We start from the raw sequence: 15,540 nt of genomic DNA on the forward strand, positions 1-15,540 counted from the left end.
AAGCTCCCTTCGGACAGCGGAATTGGAGCGAATTAAGCACAATGATGCAGGGGCGCGTTGCGCTGGATCAAACTCGATCGAGCGAGGTTGATCGCGTGTCCCGGATGCCGTGCGGCGCGAAGTGCCGCTCCGCAGAGCCGGGACCCATCTCGCCACGTTACTGGGCCCCGGCTCAGCAGCGCATCACCAAGAGGTGCTGCGCAGCGTCCGGGGCACGAGAGCTAAGCAAACCGCTCCGCCGCCCAGGCATACAGGCTGCCGGGAATCGGCTTTTCGCCGCCGCGGCCCTTGGGCGAGATGTGCAGGCCGATAATCTCGGGGCTGGTGACGAGGTCGAGATAGCTCGAGGGATCGAAGAACAGTTTTGGTTCCGCATGCACGGCGTAGAACGATTGCTTCGGCAGCGCGCAAGCGAGCTCACCGGTGCGGCGCGCGAGCGCGGTGAGTGCCGCGGGGCCGAAGATCGCGACGCGGATATCGGAGAGGCGGTTCGAGCTGCCGCGCAGGCGGCGCATCATGAAGGTGATGCGATGGCGGACCGACAGCCAGTTCGGCGTCAGCTCCTCCTGCTCCATCAGCTCCTCGAAGGCGGCGACGATGCCGTGCCGGGGCGGCAGGTAGATCACGGAATTGCCGAGCTGGCGCGGCCGCTCCCAGGCGAAGTAAGGCTTTGCCGGATCGATCTCGACGGGCTTCAAGAGCAGCACATCGGCATCGAGCCAGAGGCCGAGATCCTTCGCCATCAGCTTCATGCGGAAGAAATCGCTGAACTGCAGCGTGGTCCAGTCGCGCCAGCTTCCGTCCGGTTGCGGCGGCCGCAAGCGTTCCGAGAACGCGTGCGGCAGGATCGCTTCGGCGTCCGCGTTTGCGACGCCGGCGGGCAGGCCGGGAATGGTGTCGAAACTATAGACCGTGACCTTGTGGCCGGCCGCGAGCTGCGAGCGCAGACAGGTCTGGCGCAGCGCATCCATCGGGCCATGCCAGAAGGTGACGATGTCGGGCAGCATGCGGCGAGCTATACGGGATAAGCGAGGCAAAGAAAAAGCCCCGGCGCAGTCGGCACCGGGGCTGAATGAAGACGCAAGCTCAGGCCCAGGCGCGTTCGCGCTTGAGCTTGTCCTCATAGGTGTCGATCGAGGCCTTCTTCTCCATCGTGAGGCCGATGTCGTCGAGGCCGTTGATCAGGCAGTGCTTGCGGAACGGGTCGATCTCGAACTTGACCTTGCCGCCGTCGGGGCCGCGGATCTCCTGGTTCGGCAGGTCGATCGTCAGCGTCGCATTGGCGCCGCGCTCGGCATCGTCGAACAGCTTGTCGAGGTCTTCCTGGCTGACGCGGATCGGCAGAATGCCGTTCTTGAAGCAGTTGTTGTAGAAGATGTCGCCGAACGAGGTCGAGATCACGCAGCGGATGCCGAAGTCGAGCAGCGCCCAGGGCGCGTGCTCGCGGCTCGAGCCGCAGCCGAAATTGTCGCCGGCGACCAGCACCTTGGCATTGCGATAGGCGGACTGGTTGAGAACGAAGTCCGGATTCTCGCTGCCGTCGTCCTTGTAGCGCTGCTCGGAGAAGAGCCCCTTGCCAAGGCCGGTGCGCTTGATGGTCTTGAGGTACTGCTTCGGAATGATCATGTCGGTGTCGACATTGATGATCTTCAGCGGCGCCGCGACGCCTTCCAGCGTGGTGAACTTGTCCATGGTTGCGCTTTCCCGGATGGGCCTAGGGGAACAGGTATTTATCGCGATCGGGGCCGGAATCCTAGGCCGAATTGGGCAGGTCTACTCTGCCTGAGCCTCAATCGCCGCCATATCGTCGTCCGAGAGGCCAAAATGGTGGCCGATCTCGTGGATCAGGACGTGGCGGACGATATGGCCGAGGCTCTCGTCGTGCTCGGCCCAGTAATCCAGGATCGGCCGGCGGTAGAGCCAGACCATGTTGGGCAGCCGCGCCACGTCGCCAAGGCTCTGCTGCGGCAGGCCGACGCCCTGGAACAGGCCGAGCAGGTCGAACTCGCTCTCGCATTCCATTTCGTCCAGGACCTCCTCGGTCGGGAAGTCGTCGACGCGGAGGATCACGCCCTCGCACAGCCTACGAAATTCCGCCGGCAGGCGCTCGAAGATGTCGTGTGCCGTCGCTTCCATCTCGGCCAGCGAGGGCGCTTTCGATTCCGTCCACATGGGGCTCTCTTAGCGCGGGTTTCCCGCTGATGCATCCCGCTTTATAAAGCGCGGCGAGGTTGACGGGCGCCGCCAAAACGGGGAGCGTGGGCCTCAAATGGGACGTTTCAGGTGGGCGGAAAAATGCGAGCGAAAACAGCGCTGACGCTACTGTGCATGGGGTTGTTTTCGCCGTTTTGCGTTGGCGCCGAGGCGCAGACCGCCGGCTCCGAGATTCGCCTCGCCCAGGCAGCCTCGCCTGATGCCCCGCCGCCGCGCAAGCGGCCGCCGCGCTTGCGCGTCACGCCCTATTACAGTCCTGACGGCGTCTATCCGCGCTACAATCCCGGTCCCGACGCGGTCCGCGAATGCAACGCGACCTATGTGCAGGAATACCGGCCGAGCGGCACGGTGATCGTGCCGCGGATGAGCTGCTACTGGCGCCGCGGCTGATGCCGGTTCGACGCTCGCGCGCAGCGCGGGAGCCTCAAGGGGGCGTCATGGCGAGATGGTTTGCATTGGCCGTTGTCGTCGCGCTTGCCGCGGGCCTGCCTCGCGCGTCCGCGGCGCCGAGGGTGCCGGAGGCCTCGGCCGGGATCGCCGTCTTCGACGTGCGACGACACGCACGAACCCATGGCATTGCGCGGCCCATCGTGCGCCATGATCCCCGCTATTACGCGCGGCCGGTCCACTACCGTCCTTATCCCTACCGCGTGCCCGCGCCATTCGTGTTCGGCTACGGGCCGTTCTGGTGACGTCCTAGCCGGCGGGCGCAAATCCCTTGACCAGCAATACGGTCGCCTGCGCGCCCGCCTTGCGGTCGCGCGAAATCTCCTCGTAGTCGGGTGAGTTCGAGAAGGCGAGGAAGGCGGCCTCGTCCGGAAACGACATCATGACCAGCTTGTCGTGCGGCCACGCCCCTTCGAGCACGCGCGGTCTCTCATCGGCAGCGAGCAGCCGCCCATTGTACTTCCTGAACACATCGAAGAACCGCGCCTGATAGCGATCGTAGGCCGCGCGGTCGGTCATCTTCAATTGTGCAATCGCGTAGACGGTCATCTCAAGACTTCCTTCCCTTAGCGGCACAGCGCCGCAGCGCGGCGCCCGCCTCGTTCATTCATGGCGCGTTCACATCGCTGTCCGCAATTTAACCCCGGGAGCGACTGCAATTGAACAGGGATGACGCGGGCCGGGAACGAGCATCGCCACTCCGCTGTCCAGATTCAGGGAGAAGTCCATGCTGAGGAGTTTGGGTCTCCGGGCAGGCCCGATGCGCCTGTTCGGGATTGCAGCTGCGGCGACGCTGATGCTGTCGGCCGGAACCGCGCGTCGTGCTGAAGCGCTGACCTTGATCAATCCGGCGACGTCACCCGCGACGAAGGCCGCGGCCGACGACCTCGTCACGCAGGTTCGCCACGGCGGCGGTGGACATGGCGGTGGCGGACATTTTCACGGTGGTGGAGGCTTCCGCGGTGGCGGAGGACATATCGGCGGTTTCCGCGGCGGTGGATTCCATGGCGGCCATATCGGCCGCTTCCGCGCCGGGCCGGCCTTCCATGGCGGCGGCTATCGCTATGGCGGTGTTCACCGCTACGGCGGATTTCATCGCTACGGGATCTATCGGCCTCACTACGGCCATCGCCACTTCCACCGGCGCTATTATGTCGGCGGCTATTATCCCTACTACCATTATCCGCGCCGCTGCCGGGTCATCTGGACCTATTACGGCCCGCGCCGCATCTGCCGCTGGCATCGCTGGCACCATCCGTATCGGTACTATTGGTAGGCACGATCGACGTGAAAAGGGCGCCTCAGCGGCGCCCTTTGCTCGTCCGGCGGCTAAAGCCAATCCTTCAGCTTCCACGATGCGGACTTCCATCGCATCAGGGTCTCGACCTTCCACTGCTTGAACATCGCGGGCGGCCAGCGGCTGAGCTTCGAGATCTCCTCGATCTCGGGCTTGGCGACGATGTGCAGGCGCGGCGCGCGCCGGCGGTGCTGGCGCGTGGCCTCGCCGATCAGGTCGACATATTCAGGCTTGTTGGCCATGGCGCGCGTCCTCGCGAAAACCTCGCGAGGACGAGAGTGTCAGGCGATCGTTTAACGGCGGTTTGCCGCGATCGCTACAATTGCAGGGACCGGCTTAGCGCCAGTCCCTGACGTCGACGAAATGACCCGCGATCGCCGCCGCTGCCGCCATCGCCGGCGACACCAGATGGGTGCGGCCCTTGAAGCCCTGGCGGCCCTCGAAATTGCGGTTCGAGGTCGAGGCGCAGCGCTCTTCCGGGGCCAGCTTGTCCGGGTTCATCGCGAGGCACATCGAGCAACCGGGCTCGCGCCATTCGAAGCCGGCCTTGATGAAGATCTTATCCAGACCTTCGGCTTCGGCCTGCTCCTTCACGAGGCCGGAGCCCGGCACGACCATGGCGTTGACATGCGCTGAGACGGTCTTGCCTTCGGCAATCTTCGCCGCCGCGCGCAAGTCCTCGATGCGGCCATTGGTGCAGGAGCCGATGAAGATGCGGTCGACCTTGATGTCGGTGATCTTGGTGCCCGCGGTGAGGCCCATGTACTTCAGCGCGCGGTGCTTGGAGAGGCGCTTGGCCTCGTCCGCGATCTTGTCAGGGTCGGGCACGATGCCGGTCACGGAGATGACGTCCTCAGGGCTGGTGCCCCAGGTCACGATCGGCGGCAGCTTGGCGGCATCGAGGCGCAGCTCGTTGTCGAAATGCGCGCCCTCGTCGGAGCGCAACTTCTCCCAGTAGCGCATCGCGGCATCCCAGTCCGCGCCCTTCGGCGCCTTCGGGCGGCCACGCAGGAAGTCGAACGCCTTCTGGTCGGGCGCGACCAGGCCGGCGCGCGCGCCGCCTTCGATCGACATGTTGCAGACCGTCATGCGGCCTTCCATGCTGAGCGCGCTGATGGCGTCGCCGGCGTATTCCAGTACGTAGCCGGTGCCGCCCGCGGTGCCGATCTCGCCGATGATGGCGAGGATGATGTCCTTGCCCGTCACGCCGTCAGGCAATTTGCCGTCGACGGTGACGCGCATGTTCTTGGCCTTCTTCTGGATCAGCGTCTGCGTCGCCAGCACGTGCTCGACCTCGCTCGTGCCGATGCCGTGCGCGAGCGCGCCGAACGCGCCATGCGTCGAGGTGTGGCTGTCACCGCAGACGATGGTGGTGCCGGGCAGGGTGAAGCCCTGCTCGGGGCCGATGACGTGGACGACGCCCTGGCGCTTGTCGAACTCGTTGTAATATTCGATGCCGAATTCCTTGGCGTTCTCGGCCAGCGCCTTGATCTGCTCGATGCTTTCAGGGTCGGGATTCGGCTTGGTGCGATCGGTGGTCGGCACGTTGTGGTCGACGACGGCGAGCGTCTTCTCGGGCGCATGAACCTTGCGCCCCGTCGCGCGCAGGCCTTCGAACGCCTGCGGCGAGGTCACCTCGTGCACCAGATGGCGATCGATATAAAGCAGGCAGGTGCCGTCCTCGGCTTCGTGCACCAGATGGTCGTTCCAGATCTTGTCGTACAATGTGGTCGGCTTGGACATGAGCGTCAGCTCCGAAAGAATGTTGTGTCAGCGGATAGGCGCGCGCGGCGCGCGGGCAACAAAATCGTCAGCGCAGCTTTTAGGCTGCGCGCGTAAGCTCTGACGTTGCCGAGGTCGCGAAGCGTCCGAAGAACCGGCCAGGAAGCCGCGAGCGATCGTCGATGACGATGCGCTTGACGGGGGCGAGGCTGGTCCGATCTGGAAACATTCCAAGAATATATAGCAGGCCGAATTGGAAGCGCGAGTGGTTTGACGCGCACGGCTGACGCAACAAAAAAGCGCGGAGCCGAGCCCCGCGCTTTCGAAAACTTGCCTGGTGGGGCGGAGCTTACTCGCCGACCGCGGTCTGGCGGTCCTGCTTCTCGACGATGCGGGCCGACTTGCCGCGAAGGCTGCGGAGGTAATAGAGCTTGGCGCGACGCACCTTGCCGCGGCGCACCACCTTGATCGAGTCGATCATCGGCGACATCACCGGGAACACGCGCTCCACGCCCTCGCCGTAGGAGATCTTGCGGACGGTGAAGCTCTCGTTGAGCCCACCGCCGGAACGGCCGATGCAGACGCCTTCATAGGCCTGCACGCGGGTGCGGTCGCCTTCGACGACCTTCACGTTGACGATCACGGTGTCGCCGGGACCGAATTCCGGGATGTCCTTGCCAGCGGACAGCTTGTCGAATTGCTCTTGCTCGAGCTGCTTGATCAGGTTCATGGGTAAATCTCCATCAGCGCGCCCAGCCGCAGATCGGGGGCTGCGCGAAATTCGTCTATCCAGCTATTGCGGATGTGGCCGCTCCTATAAGGCAAGCCGGAGCGTTTGTCACCCGTCTGTCTTGTTTTTTGGCGTTTTTTGGCGTCCCGCCCGATTCGGGGCCTTGGGGGGGATCTGGGCCCATAAATCCGGCCGCCGGGCCGCCGTGAGGGCCTCGGATTGCGCCCGTCGCCAGCTGGCAACCTTGGCGTGGTCGCCCGAGGTCAGGATATCAGGGATCGGAGCGCCCTCGAACAGCTGCGGCCGGGTGTATTGGGGGTATTCAAGCAGGCCGTCGGAGAAGCTTTCCTCGGTTCCCGAGGCCTCCTTGCCCATCACGCCCGGCAGCAGCCGCACGCAGGCGTCGATCAGGGCCAAAGCGGCGATTTCGCCCCCCGAGAGCACGTAATCCCCGATCGAGACCTCCTCCAGGCCCCGCCCGTCGATCACCCGCTGGTCGATCCCCTCGAAGCGCCCGCAGATGATCAGGGGGCCGGGGCCCTGGGCGAGCTCTGTGACGCGGGCCTGGGTCAATGGCCGCCCCCTCGGGCTCATCAGCAGTCGCGGCCGCTCGAGGGCGATCTCGGCGGCATCGATGGCCGCCGCCAGAACATCCGCCCGCAGCACCATGCCCGGCCCGCCGCCGGCCGGGGTGTCGTCAACGCTGCGGTGGCGGTCAGTGGCGGACGCCCGGATGTCCCGCGCCTCGATCTCCCACAGCCCGGAGGCCAGCGCCCGGCCGGCCAGGCTCACGCCGAGCGGCCCCGGAAACATCTCCGGAAACAGCGTCAGCACCGTCGCGCGCCAGGGTGAGGGGGTTGTCATCGGATCTCAATTCTCGTCGTCCCGGACAAGCGCAGCGCAGATCCGGGACCCATAACCACCGCAGCCAGTTTTGCGATGGCTGGAGCCATCAGCTTAGCCAAAAACCACGGCCTGTGGTTATGGGTCCCCGCGTTCGCGGGGACGACTCGTGGAGGGATCATTGTCATCGCCCTCGATCTCCTGCGGCAGCGCGATCACGACGCGGCCGCCTTTGAGATCGACCTCCGGCACCACTGCGTTCGTGAACGGCAGCAGCATCGTCGTGCCCTTGGGTGGAGCGATCTCGATGATGTCGCCGGCGCCGAAATTATGGATCGCGAGCACGCGGCCGAGCGCATCGCCTTCCGTGGTGACGGCGGCGAGCCCGATCAGATCGGTGTGGTAATATTCGTCGTCGTCGGTCGCGGGCAGTTTTTCGCGCGCGACGTAGAGCTCGATGCCGTTGAGGCGCTCGGCCTCATCGCGGGTCGTGACGCCCTTGAACGTCGCGACCAGATGATCTTTTGCCTCGCGCGCCGTTGCGACCTCGAACTGGCGCTTGCCGTCCTTGGACAGCAGCGGGCCATAGCGCCTGACGGCAAAGGGATCCTCGGTGAAGGTCCACAATTTGACCGCACCGCGCACACCATGCGCGGCGCCGATCCGCGCGACGCAGACCAGCGCCGACATGACCTAGCCTTAGCCCTTCGCGGCGGCTTCGGCCTGCGCCTTGCGCTCCTTGCGCGGCACGGCCTTCTCGGGGTTGTTGCGCGCTTCGCGCTTCTTGACGCCGGCAGCGTCGAGGAAACGCGCCACGCGGTCGGACGGCTGCGCGCCCTTGGCGAGCCAGGCCTTCACCTTGTCCATGTCGAGCTTCAGACGAGTCTCGTTGTCCTTCGGCAGTAGCGGGTTGAAATAGCCGAGACGCTCGATGAAGCGGCCATCGCGGGGGAAGCGCGAGTCGGCGACGACGACGTGATAGACGGGACGCTTCTTGGTGCCTGCGCGGGCGAGGCGGATAACGACGGACATTCAGTTCTCCTTCAAAGTACAGTTTGTTCGGTTGATTGGTATTTTCGCGCCGCGCGAGACCGTGCGATCCCTCGTGACGAATTCCTCATTTCTTCTTGCCGGGAAAACCGCCGAGGCCCGGCAGCATCGGCTTGCCGCTGAGGCCCGTGAGCCCTGGCACATTCGGCAGGCCCTGACGCAAGCCGGCAGGCAGATCCTTCGGCAAATTGGGCAGACCCTGTCCGCCGCCGCTCTGCATCTTCTCCTGCAGCGCCTTCATCTCTTCCGGCGAAGGCGGCTTCATGCCGCCGCCAAAGCCCATGGCCTGCGCGATGCCGGCGAGCGGGCCGCGCTTGCCCGAGCCCATGGCCTTCATCACATCAGCCATGTTCCGGTGCATCTTGAGCAGCTTGTTGACCTGCTCGACGCTCTGGCCGGACCCTGCAGCGATACGCTTCTTGCGGCTGGCCTTGAGCAAATCGGGATGACGGCGCTCGTCGCGCGTCATGGAATCGATCACCGCGACCTGGCGCTTCAGGATCTTGTCGTCGATGCCGGCGGCCGCAATCTGGTTCTTCATCTTGGCGATGCCGGGCATCATGCCCATCAGCCCGCTGATGCCGCCCATGCTGGCCATCTGCAGCAGCTGCTCGCGCATGTCGTTGAGGTCGAACTGACCCTTGCGCATGCGTTCGGCGGTGCGCGCGGCCTTTTCGGCGTCGATGTTGGCGGCAGCGCGCTCGACCAGCGACACCACGTCGCCCATGCCAAGGATGCGGCCGGCAATACGATCGGGGTGGAAATCTTCCAGCGCGTCGGTCTTTTCACCGGTGCCGATCAGCTTGATTGGCTTGCCGGTGACCGCGCGCATCGACAGCGCAGCACCGCCGCGGCCGTCGCCGTCGACGCGGGTCAGCACGATGCCGGTGAGGCCGACGCGCTGATCGAACGCGCGCGCGAGGTTCACGGCGTCCTGACCGGTGAGGCTGTCGGCGACCAGCAGCACTTCATGCGGATTGGCCGCAGCTTTGATCGCGGCGGCTTCCGCCATCATATCTTCGTCGAGCGTGGTGCGGCCGGCGGTGTCGAGCAGCACGATGTCGTAGCCGCCGAGCTTACCGGCTTCCAGCGCGCGCTTGGCGATCTGCGGCGGCTGCTGTCCCGCCACGATCGGCAGGGTCGGAATGTCGAGGTCGCGGCCGAGCACGGCCAGCTGCTCCATCGCCGCCGGGCGATAGACGTCGAGCGAGGCCATCAGCACCTTGCGCTTGTCGCGCTGGACCAGACGGCGGGCGAGCTTTGCAGTGGTGGTGGTTTTACCGGAGCCTTGCAGACCGACCATCATGATCGGCACCGGCGGCACGGAGTTGACGTCGATGGTCTGGCTTTCGGCCCCAAGCGTGTTGATCAGCTCGTCATGGACGATCTTGACGACCATCTGGCCGGGGGTGACCGACTTGACGACGGTCGCGCCGATCGCCTGCTCGCGCACGCGCTCGGTGAAGCTGCGAACCACCTCGAGCGCGACGTCGGCCTCCAGCAGCGCGCGGCGCACCTCGCGCATCGCGGCATCGACGTCCTTTTCGGTCAGCGCACCGCGCCCCGTCAGACGATCGAGAATTCCGCCAAGCCGTTCCGACAGATTGTCGAACAATGCCGTTGTCCTCTTTTACCTCTCCCCGCTCGCGGGGAGAGGTCGGATCGCCCTTGCGATCCGGGTGAGGGGGTACGGGACCGTCTACGCGCACCATGCGCGGAGAGAGCCCCTCACCCCGACCCTCTCCCCGCAAGAGCGGGGCGAGGGAGAAGAAAGTCCAAACACCTTTACGCCCGAGGGCGCACAGCGCTGTCGGGCGTTGACCTCCGGCCTCGAGGACCAGTCGGCGGGTCGAAAAGAAAGCCTTTCCGAGAAAGTGGCGGGGTTAAACGCCGCTCACGCCCAAAAGTCAAGGAAAGTTAGGGCGCCGGAATGTCTCTACCAAGGTAACATCTTGAAAATACGTCGCTTTCGACTGCAGGTTCCTTTTCCTTTTGCCTCGCCCATATAGAAGGTGATGACTTACCTCCGCCACCAGTCCTGAAGCCCGCCGTGCCGATCACCCGCCGCCGCCTGTTCGGACTGCTTGCCGGGGCAGGCGCCCTGGTCGGTGTCCCGTCCCTTTGGATGTCCCGCATGAAAACCTACGACGGTCCCGCCTCCGACCATTTCGACGGTCTGAACTTCTTCGATCCGGACGGCGCGCCGCCGAAATCGCTTCGGGAGGTGCTGCGTTGGCAGCTCGGCGGCAAGCGGCAGCGCGCCACCTGGCCCGACTGGGCGCCCAGCCCCCATGCCGACACGCCGCCGGCGCGGGTCGACGGCGACAAGGTGCGGCTCTCCTTCGTCGGGCATGCCAGCTGGCTGATCCAGACCGGCGGCCGCAACATTCTGGTCGACCCCGTCTGGTCGACGCGGGTCTCGCCGGTCGCCTGGGCCGGGCCGAAGCGGCACAACGATCCCGGCATCGCCTTCGAGAAGCTGCCGAAGATCGACGTCGTGCTGGTCTCGCACGGCCATTACGATCATCTCGACATCGCGACGCTGTCGCGGCTCACCAAGAATTTTGCCCCGCGTGTGGTGACCCCGCTCGGCAACGACGTGACGATGCGCAGCTGGGATTCCACGATCAAGGTTGAAGCCTTCGACTGGCATGACCGCGTCGACCTCGGCGGGGGCATCGCCGTGCACCTGGTGCCGACCCGGCACTGGACGGCGCGCGGCATGTTCGATCGCAACAAGGCGCTGTGGGCGAGTTTCGTGCTGGAGACGTCGGCCGGAAAAATCTACGTCGTCTGCGATTCCGGCTATGGCGATGGCCGGCATTTCCGCCGTGTCGCCGAGAAGCATGGGAAGCTGCGACTGGCGATTCTCCCCATCGGCGCCTACGAGCCGCGCTGGTTCATGCGCGACCAGCACATGAATCCGGAGGACGCGGTGAAGGCGCTACGCGATTGCGGCGCCGAGGCCGCGCTCGGGCATCATCACGGCACGTTCCAGCTCACGGATGAGGCGATCGACGCGCCGGCCAAGGCGCTGCTCGAGGCGCTGGATGCTGCGAAGATTCCGCAGGAGAAGTTCGTGGCGATGAAACCGGGGCAGGTGGTGGAGATTTAGGTCTCGCTGTCGTCCCGGACAAGCGAAGCGAAGCGGAGCGTAGATCCGGGACCCATACCCACAGGGAGTGGTTTGGCGAAGACTCGGAGTGGGAGAGCTGCCTCACACTCCTCCCTGTGGTTATGGGTCCCCGCCTTCGCGGGGACGACCACCGTTGTTTGGGCGGGCAGCGTGCCTCTTGCGGCCTACTGCCCCGCTTTGATCGCCCAGCTCACATTCACCGTCACCGACAGCGTTTCCTCGCCGGGCGCAACTGCGGCTTGCGGTGCTGCCATCGGCGCTGTTGCCATCCGCGACTTGAACAGCGGCACCGGGGCGCCGCCCTCGGACACGCTGAGCGGAGCGCCCAGCGTGACGCCGGTGGCCTTGGCGTAGATCTCGGCCTTGCGGCGCGCGTCCACGACCGCCTGCTCGCGCGCGTCGTCGAGCAGCTTCGAGGCCTGCGTCACCTCGAAGGAGATGTTGCCGATGTCGTTGGCGCCGGCGCCGACCAGCGTGTCGATGATGGTGGCGACCTTGGTCACGTCGCGAATTTTTACGGTGACACGGTTGCTGGCGCGGAAGCCGACCACCGGGGATGCGCCGGTGGATTTGTTCTGGCCGTATTGCGGCTGCAGCGACAGCCGCGAGGTCTGGTAATCCTTCTCGGCGATGCCGGCGCCCTTCAAAGCCAGCAGCACCTTGCCCATCGCGGCGTTGTTGGCATCGGATGCTTCCTTCGCTGTCTTGGCGTCGTTGGCGACGCCGGCGTCGATCTGCGCGAGATCGGGCGCCGCAGAAATGTTGGCTTCGCCGCTCACCGTAATGGCGGATGGAAAATCATCGGCAAGCGCGGGCGTTGTCAGCAGCGTGGCGGCGAAAACGGCGGCAAGGGACGTAGCAAGTACGGCAGTCTTTTTCATCGGTCTCACTTCAGTGGCACGAAAACGTTGATCACGAGCTTGTCCTCTGCCGTCTTGAGTGGATCGGTGAGGTATTCCTCGATGAAGGTGTCCTTGGCTTCCAGTCTCTTGTCGTCGAGGTGATTGGTGATCGCCTCGTAGGTGTTGTCCATGTTGTCGTAGGAACCGCGATGGACGAATTTCAGCACCTTGCCCTCCGGCGACTTGCCGATGCTCATGTCCTTGGCAAGGTTCTTGGGATCCTGCTCGACCGGGATCTCGGCAAGGAAGGTGAAGCCGGTATCGTCGGTCGAGGTGTAGACGATCATCGCATTGCCGGCATGCTTGATGCCCTGCTTGTCCAGGAGCGTATTCAGCGCCTTGAAAGCGTCGATCAGCGTGTCGAAGGCCGAGTCCCAATTGGCAGTGCCCTTGACCATCACGACCTTCTTCCCCTCGAGCGTGGTTTCCAGGCCGAACGGATCGGCGGTCTGCACCGGGGCAGGTGTTGCGGCCGCCGCCGGCGGCGGGGCCGTGGGGCTGGGTGAGGCACTGGCTGCGGGCGAGGGCGACGTTGTCGGGGCCGGCGACGCGCTGGCGGCAGGCGACGGCGCGGGTGAGGCCGTCGCCGATGGGGCAGGCGAGGCGCTCGCGGCCGGGGCGGGAGAAGCCGATGGGGCCGGCGAGGGACTTGCCGAGGCCGCCGGTGCCGGGCTCGGAGTTTGCGCCAGAACCTCGGGCAGGCCAAGCGACAAGGCCGCTGCCGGGATCAGCGCGGCCAGAGCAAGACGACGAAACCTCATCATTTTTATTCTCCCCAAGGCCTTAACCAAGGCCCTTCATCAGCAAGACCTTGCCCACCAAGGCCTAATCCGGCTTGAGCCCGGCCGCGCATCCCGGTTCGCGACGAACTTTCGCCGTTCTAACACGTGGGTGCCAAATTCGTCCCATGACAGATGCGTCATGGGAGTTCTCCTGGCAGTCCTCCTGGCGCCCGGCGGCAAATCACTGGCCAAGCCGCCAAGGATCGCCATATAAGACAGGCGAAATTCGGGAATTTTCATGAGCGCGCTGGCCAACCACGCATTTGCCAAGATGAACGGCATCGGCAACGAGATCGTCGTTGTCGACATGCGCGATTCCGCAGCAAAGGTGACGCCGGACGACGCCCGCGCGGTGGCGTCCGCGAACGGTGGCGTGGCCTACGACCAGCTCATGGTGCTGCAGAAGCCGCGGCTCGACGGCACCGAAGCCTTCATCCGCATCTACAACAGCGATGGCTCCGAGGCCGGTGCCTGCGGCAACGGCATGCGCTGTGTGGTGCGGCGCATCTTCGAGAAGAACGGGCAGACCGCCGCGACGTTCGAGACGGCGGCCGGCTTGCTCAATGCCTGGCAGGGCCCGGCGCCCGATCTCTACACCGTCGATATGGGCGCGCCGAAGTTCGGCTGGCAGGACATTCCGCTGGCGGAAGAGTTCCGCGATACCCGCTACATCGAATTGCAGATCGGGCCGATCGACAATCCCATCCTGCATTCGCCCTCCGTGTTGAGCATGGGCAATCCGCATGCGATTTTCTGGGTCGACGACGTCAACGCCTACGATCTCGAGCGTTTCGGTCCGCTGCTCGAAAACCACCCGATCTTCCCGGAGCGCGCCAACATCACGCTCGCCCATATCGTCGATGACAAGCACATCACGATCCGCACCTGGGAGCGCGGTGCCGGCCTGACCAGGGCCTGCGGCTCGGCGGCCTGCGCCACGGCCGTCGGTGCGGCCCGCCTGAAGCGGGCCGAGCGCAAGGTCGAGATCACGCTGCCCGGCGGCAAGCTCGGCATCGAATGGCGCGAACGCGACGATCACGTGCTGATGACGGGCACGGCGACCTTCGAATATGAGGGCAGATTCGATCCGGCGCTGTTTGCGCCGGCCGCCTGATGGCCGTCGACGTCGTCACCTTCGGCTGCCGCCTCAATGCTTTCGAGGCCGAAGTGATCCGCCGCGAGGCCGAGGGTGCTGGCCTTTCAGACACCATCGTCATCAACAGTTGCGCCGTCACCAACGAGGCGGTGGCGCAGGCGCGGCAATCGATCCGCAAACTGAAGCGCGAACGGCCCGAGGCGCGCATCGTCGTCACCGGTTGCGCGGCGCAGACGCAAGCTGCGATGTTCGCCGACATGACCGAGGTCGATCGCGTCGTCGGCAACGACGACAAGATGCGCCGCCAAGCCTGGCGCGAGGCCCGCGATGCCTTCGATCTCGGCGCCGGCGAGAAGATCGCCGTCAGCGACATCATGGCCGTGAGGGAGATGGCGCCGCATCTCATCGACGGCTATACGAGCGGCCTGCCGCGCGTGTTCGTGCAGGTGCAGAACGGCTGCGACCATCGCTGCACCTTCTGCATCATCCCCTATGGCCGCGGCAATTCGCGCTCGGTACCGATGGGCGCGGTGGTCGAGCAGGTGCGGACGCTGGCCGAGCGCGGCCATGCCGAGATCGTGCTGACCGGTGTCGATCTCACCAGCTACGGCACTGACCTTCCGGGCGCGCCGAAGCTCGGCATGCTGACGAAGCAGATCTTGCGGCATGTGCCGGAACTCAGGCGCCTGCGCATCTCCTCGATCGATTCGATCGAGGTGGATGCTGATCTGCTTGACGCCATCGCCGGCGATGCGCGGCTGATGCCGCATCTGCATCTGTCGCTGCAATCCGGCGACGACATGATCCTGAAGCGGATGAAGCGGCGGCATTCACGGCAGGACGCGATCGTGTTCTGCGAGCAGGTGCGCCGCCTGCGCCCCGATGTCCTGTTCGGTGCCGACATCATCGCGGGTTTCCCGACCGAGACGGAGGAGATGTTTTCGCGCTCGCTCGATCTGGTCGAGGAATGCGGCCTGACATTCCTGCACGTCTTCCCCTATTCACCTCGCCCCGGCACGCCGGCCGCACGGATGCCGCAGGTGGCGGGGCCGGCGATCAAGGAGCGCGCGAAGCGGCTGCGGGCAGCTGGCGAGATGGCGCTACGCAAGCGGCTGCAAGCCGAAATCGGTGCCACGCGCGATGTGCTGATCGAGAGTGAGGCGCAGGGCCGCACGGAGCATTACCTGCCGGTGGCGATCGCTGGCGAGCGGGTGGGAAGCGTGGTGTCGCTGCGGATCGTTGGCGGCGATGGTGAGCGACTGACTACTTAGTCGGGCTACGGCGAGTTGGACGCGCTATATCCCCAGCGTCGTCGCTGCGA

At 65.2% G+C, this 15,540-nt stretch carries 19 protein-coding genes; 6 read left to right on the forward strand and 13 right to left on the reverse strand.

Going from position 1 to position 15,540, the window contains the following annotated elements:
• Positions 1-221: 221 nt before the first annotated feature.
• The 3 genes from XI04_RS09910 to XI04_RS09920 all read right to left on the reverse strand — a co-directional run bounded on the left by XI04_RS09910 (position 222) and on the right by XI04_RS09920 (position 2,172).
• Positions 222-1,007 carry a hypothetical protein gene (locus XI04_RS09910; RefSeq protein ID WP_212477401.1) on the reverse strand — a complete coding sequence of 262 codons (786 nt, stop codon included), beginning with the start codon at positions 1,005-1,007 and terminating at the stop codon, positions 222-224.
• Between the two features lie 79 nt (positions 1,008-1,086).
• On the reverse strand, positions 1,087-1,692 hold the full coding sequence (gene leuD / locus XI04_RS09915) for a 3-isopropylmalate dehydratase small subunit (RefSeq protein ID WP_271609730.1): 606 nt from the start codon (positions 1,690-1,692) through the stop codon (positions 1,087-1,089).
• A gap of 81 nt (positions 1,693-1,773) precedes the next feature.
• Positions 1,774-2,172, reverse strand: a complete 399-nt coding sequence (locus XI04_RS09920) for a metallopeptidase family protein (protein ID WP_271609729.1) — start codon at positions 2,170-2,172, stop codon at positions 1,774-1,776.
• Positions 2,173-2,328: 156 nt separating this feature from the next.
• Here XI04_RS09920 and XI04_RS09925 point away from each other — a divergent pair, with 156 nt between their 5' ends.
• Positions 2,329-2,604, forward strand: a complete 276-nt coding sequence (locus XI04_RS09925; protein ID WP_212477418.1) for a hypothetical protein — start codon at positions 2,329-2,331, stop codon at positions 2,602-2,604.
• A gap of 47 nt (positions 2,605-2,651) precedes the next feature.
• Entirely contained in the window at positions 2,652-2,906 is a 255-nt protein-coding gene (locus XI04_RS09930) for a hypothetical protein (protein ID WP_028139254.1), read from the forward strand.
• Between the two features lie 4 nt (positions 2,907-2,910).
• Here the strand turns inward: XI04_RS09930 and XI04_RS09935 are convergent, their stop codons facing one another.
• Positions 2,911-3,210: a DUF1330 domain-containing protein gene (locus tag XI04_RS09935; RefSeq protein WP_095425494.1), complete on the reverse strand. Its 300-nt coding sequence runs from the start codon at positions 3,208-3,210 to the stop codon at positions 2,911-2,913.
• 178 nt (positions 3,211-3,388) lie between these two features.
• Between XI04_RS09935 and XI04_RS09940 the strand changes: the two genes are divergently transcribed.
• A complete protein-coding gene (locus tag XI04_RS09940; RefSeq protein WP_271609728.1) occupies positions 3,389-3,937 on the forward strand; it encodes a hypothetical protein in 549 nt (182 codons plus the stop codon).
• A gap of 53 nt (positions 3,938-3,990) precedes the next feature.
• Here XI04_RS09940 and XI04_RS09945 read toward each other — a convergent pair whose 3' ends face one another.
• The 7 genes from XI04_RS09945 to ffh form a co-directional block, all read right to left on the reverse strand.
• Positions 3,991-4,200 (reverse strand): hypothetical protein, encoded by a 210-nt coding sequence (locus XI04_RS09945; RefSeq protein ID WP_097669021.1) that lies wholly within the window; start codon positions 4,198-4,200, stop codon positions 3,991-3,993.
• A gap of 94 nt (positions 4,201-4,294) precedes the next feature.
• A complete protein-coding gene (leuC, locus tag XI04_RS09950) occupies positions 4,295-5,701 on the reverse strand; it encodes a 3-isopropylmalate dehydratase large subunit (protein ID WP_028139250.1) in 1,407 nt (468 codons plus the stop codon).
• Positions 5,702-6,029: 328 nt separating this feature from the next.
• A complete protein-coding gene (rplS, locus tag XI04_RS09955) occupies positions 6,030-6,410 on the reverse strand; it encodes a 50S ribosomal protein L19 (RefSeq protein WP_028139249.1) in 381 nt (126 codons plus the stop codon).
• Between the two features lie 108 nt (positions 6,411-6,518).
• Positions 6,519-7,274, reverse strand: coding sequence for a tRNA (guanosine(37)-N1)-methyltransferase TrmD (gene trmD, locus XI04_RS09960; protein WP_271609727.1), 756 nt, complete (start codon positions 7,272-7,274; stop codon positions 6,519-6,521).
• 117 nt (positions 7,275-7,391) lie between these two features.
• The gene (rimM, locus tag XI04_RS09965; protein WP_038949842.1) at positions 7,392-7,943 is read right to left on the reverse strand and encodes a ribosome maturation factor RimM; all 552 of its coding nucleotides are present in this window, start codon (positions 7,941-7,943) and stop codon (positions 7,392-7,394) included.
• A 9-nt stretch (positions 7,944-7,952) separates the two neighbouring features.
• Complete coding sequence (gene rpsP / locus XI04_RS09970) at positions 7,953-8,285, reverse strand: 30S ribosomal protein S16 (RefSeq protein ID WP_008133080.1); 333 nt, start codon at positions 8,283-8,285, stop codon at positions 7,953-7,955.
• An 85-nt stretch (positions 8,286-8,370) separates the two neighbouring features.
• Positions 8,371-9,918, reverse strand: coding sequence for a signal recognition particle protein (ffh, locus tag XI04_RS09975; RefSeq protein WP_095425488.1), 1,548 nt, complete (start codon positions 9,916-9,918; stop codon positions 8,371-8,373).
• 435 nt (positions 9,919-10,353) lie between these two features.
• On the opposite strand from ffh, the gene XI04_RS09980 reads away from it, so the two are divergent.
• Entirely contained in the window at positions 10,354-11,418 is a 1,065-nt protein-coding gene (locus XI04_RS09980) for an MBL fold metallo-hydrolase (RefSeq protein WP_271609726.1), read from the forward strand.
• A 185-nt stretch (positions 11,419-11,603) separates the two neighbouring features.
• Here XI04_RS09980 and XI04_RS09985 read toward each other — a convergent pair whose 3' ends face one another.
• Both XI04_RS09985 and XI04_RS09990 read right to left on the reverse strand, forming a co-directional pair.
• Entirely contained in the window at positions 11,604-12,320 is a 717-nt protein-coding gene (locus tag XI04_RS09985) for an SIMPL domain-containing protein (RefSeq protein ID WP_038949846.1), read from the reverse strand.
• Between the two features lie 5 nt (positions 12,321-12,325).
• Complete coding sequence (locus XI04_RS09990) at positions 12,326-13,105, reverse strand: GyrI-like domain-containing protein (protein ID WP_038949847.1); 780 nt, start codon at positions 13,103-13,105, stop codon at positions 12,326-12,328.
• Positions 13,106-13,361: 256 nt separating this feature from the next.
• On the opposite strand from XI04_RS09990, the gene dapF reads away from it, so the two are divergent.
• Together dapF and mtaB are read left to right on the forward strand one after the other, a co-directional pair.
• Complete coding sequence (dapF, locus tag XI04_RS09995) at positions 13,362-14,237, forward strand: diaminopimelate epimerase (RefSeq protein WP_038949848.1); 876 nt, start codon at positions 13,362-13,364, stop codon at positions 14,235-14,237.
• Positions 14,237-15,490 (forward strand): tRNA (N(6)-L-threonylcarbamoyladenosine(37)-C(2))-methylthiotransferase MtaB, encoded by a 1,254-nt coding sequence (gene mtaB, locus XI04_RS10000; RefSeq protein WP_038949849.1) that lies wholly within the window; start codon positions 14,237-14,239, stop codon positions 15,488-15,490. The genes dapF and mtaB overlap by 1 nt, the downstream gene beginning before the upstream one ends.
• Positions 15,491-15,540: the final 50 nt, after the last annotated feature.

It is taken from the genome of Bradyrhizobium sp. CCBAU 11430 (assembly GCF_028128855.1).
In the GTDB taxonomy this organism is placed as follows: domain Bacteria; phylum Pseudomonadota; class Alphaproteobacteria; order Rhizobiales; family Xanthobacteraceae; genus Bradyrhizobium; species Bradyrhizobium ottawaense.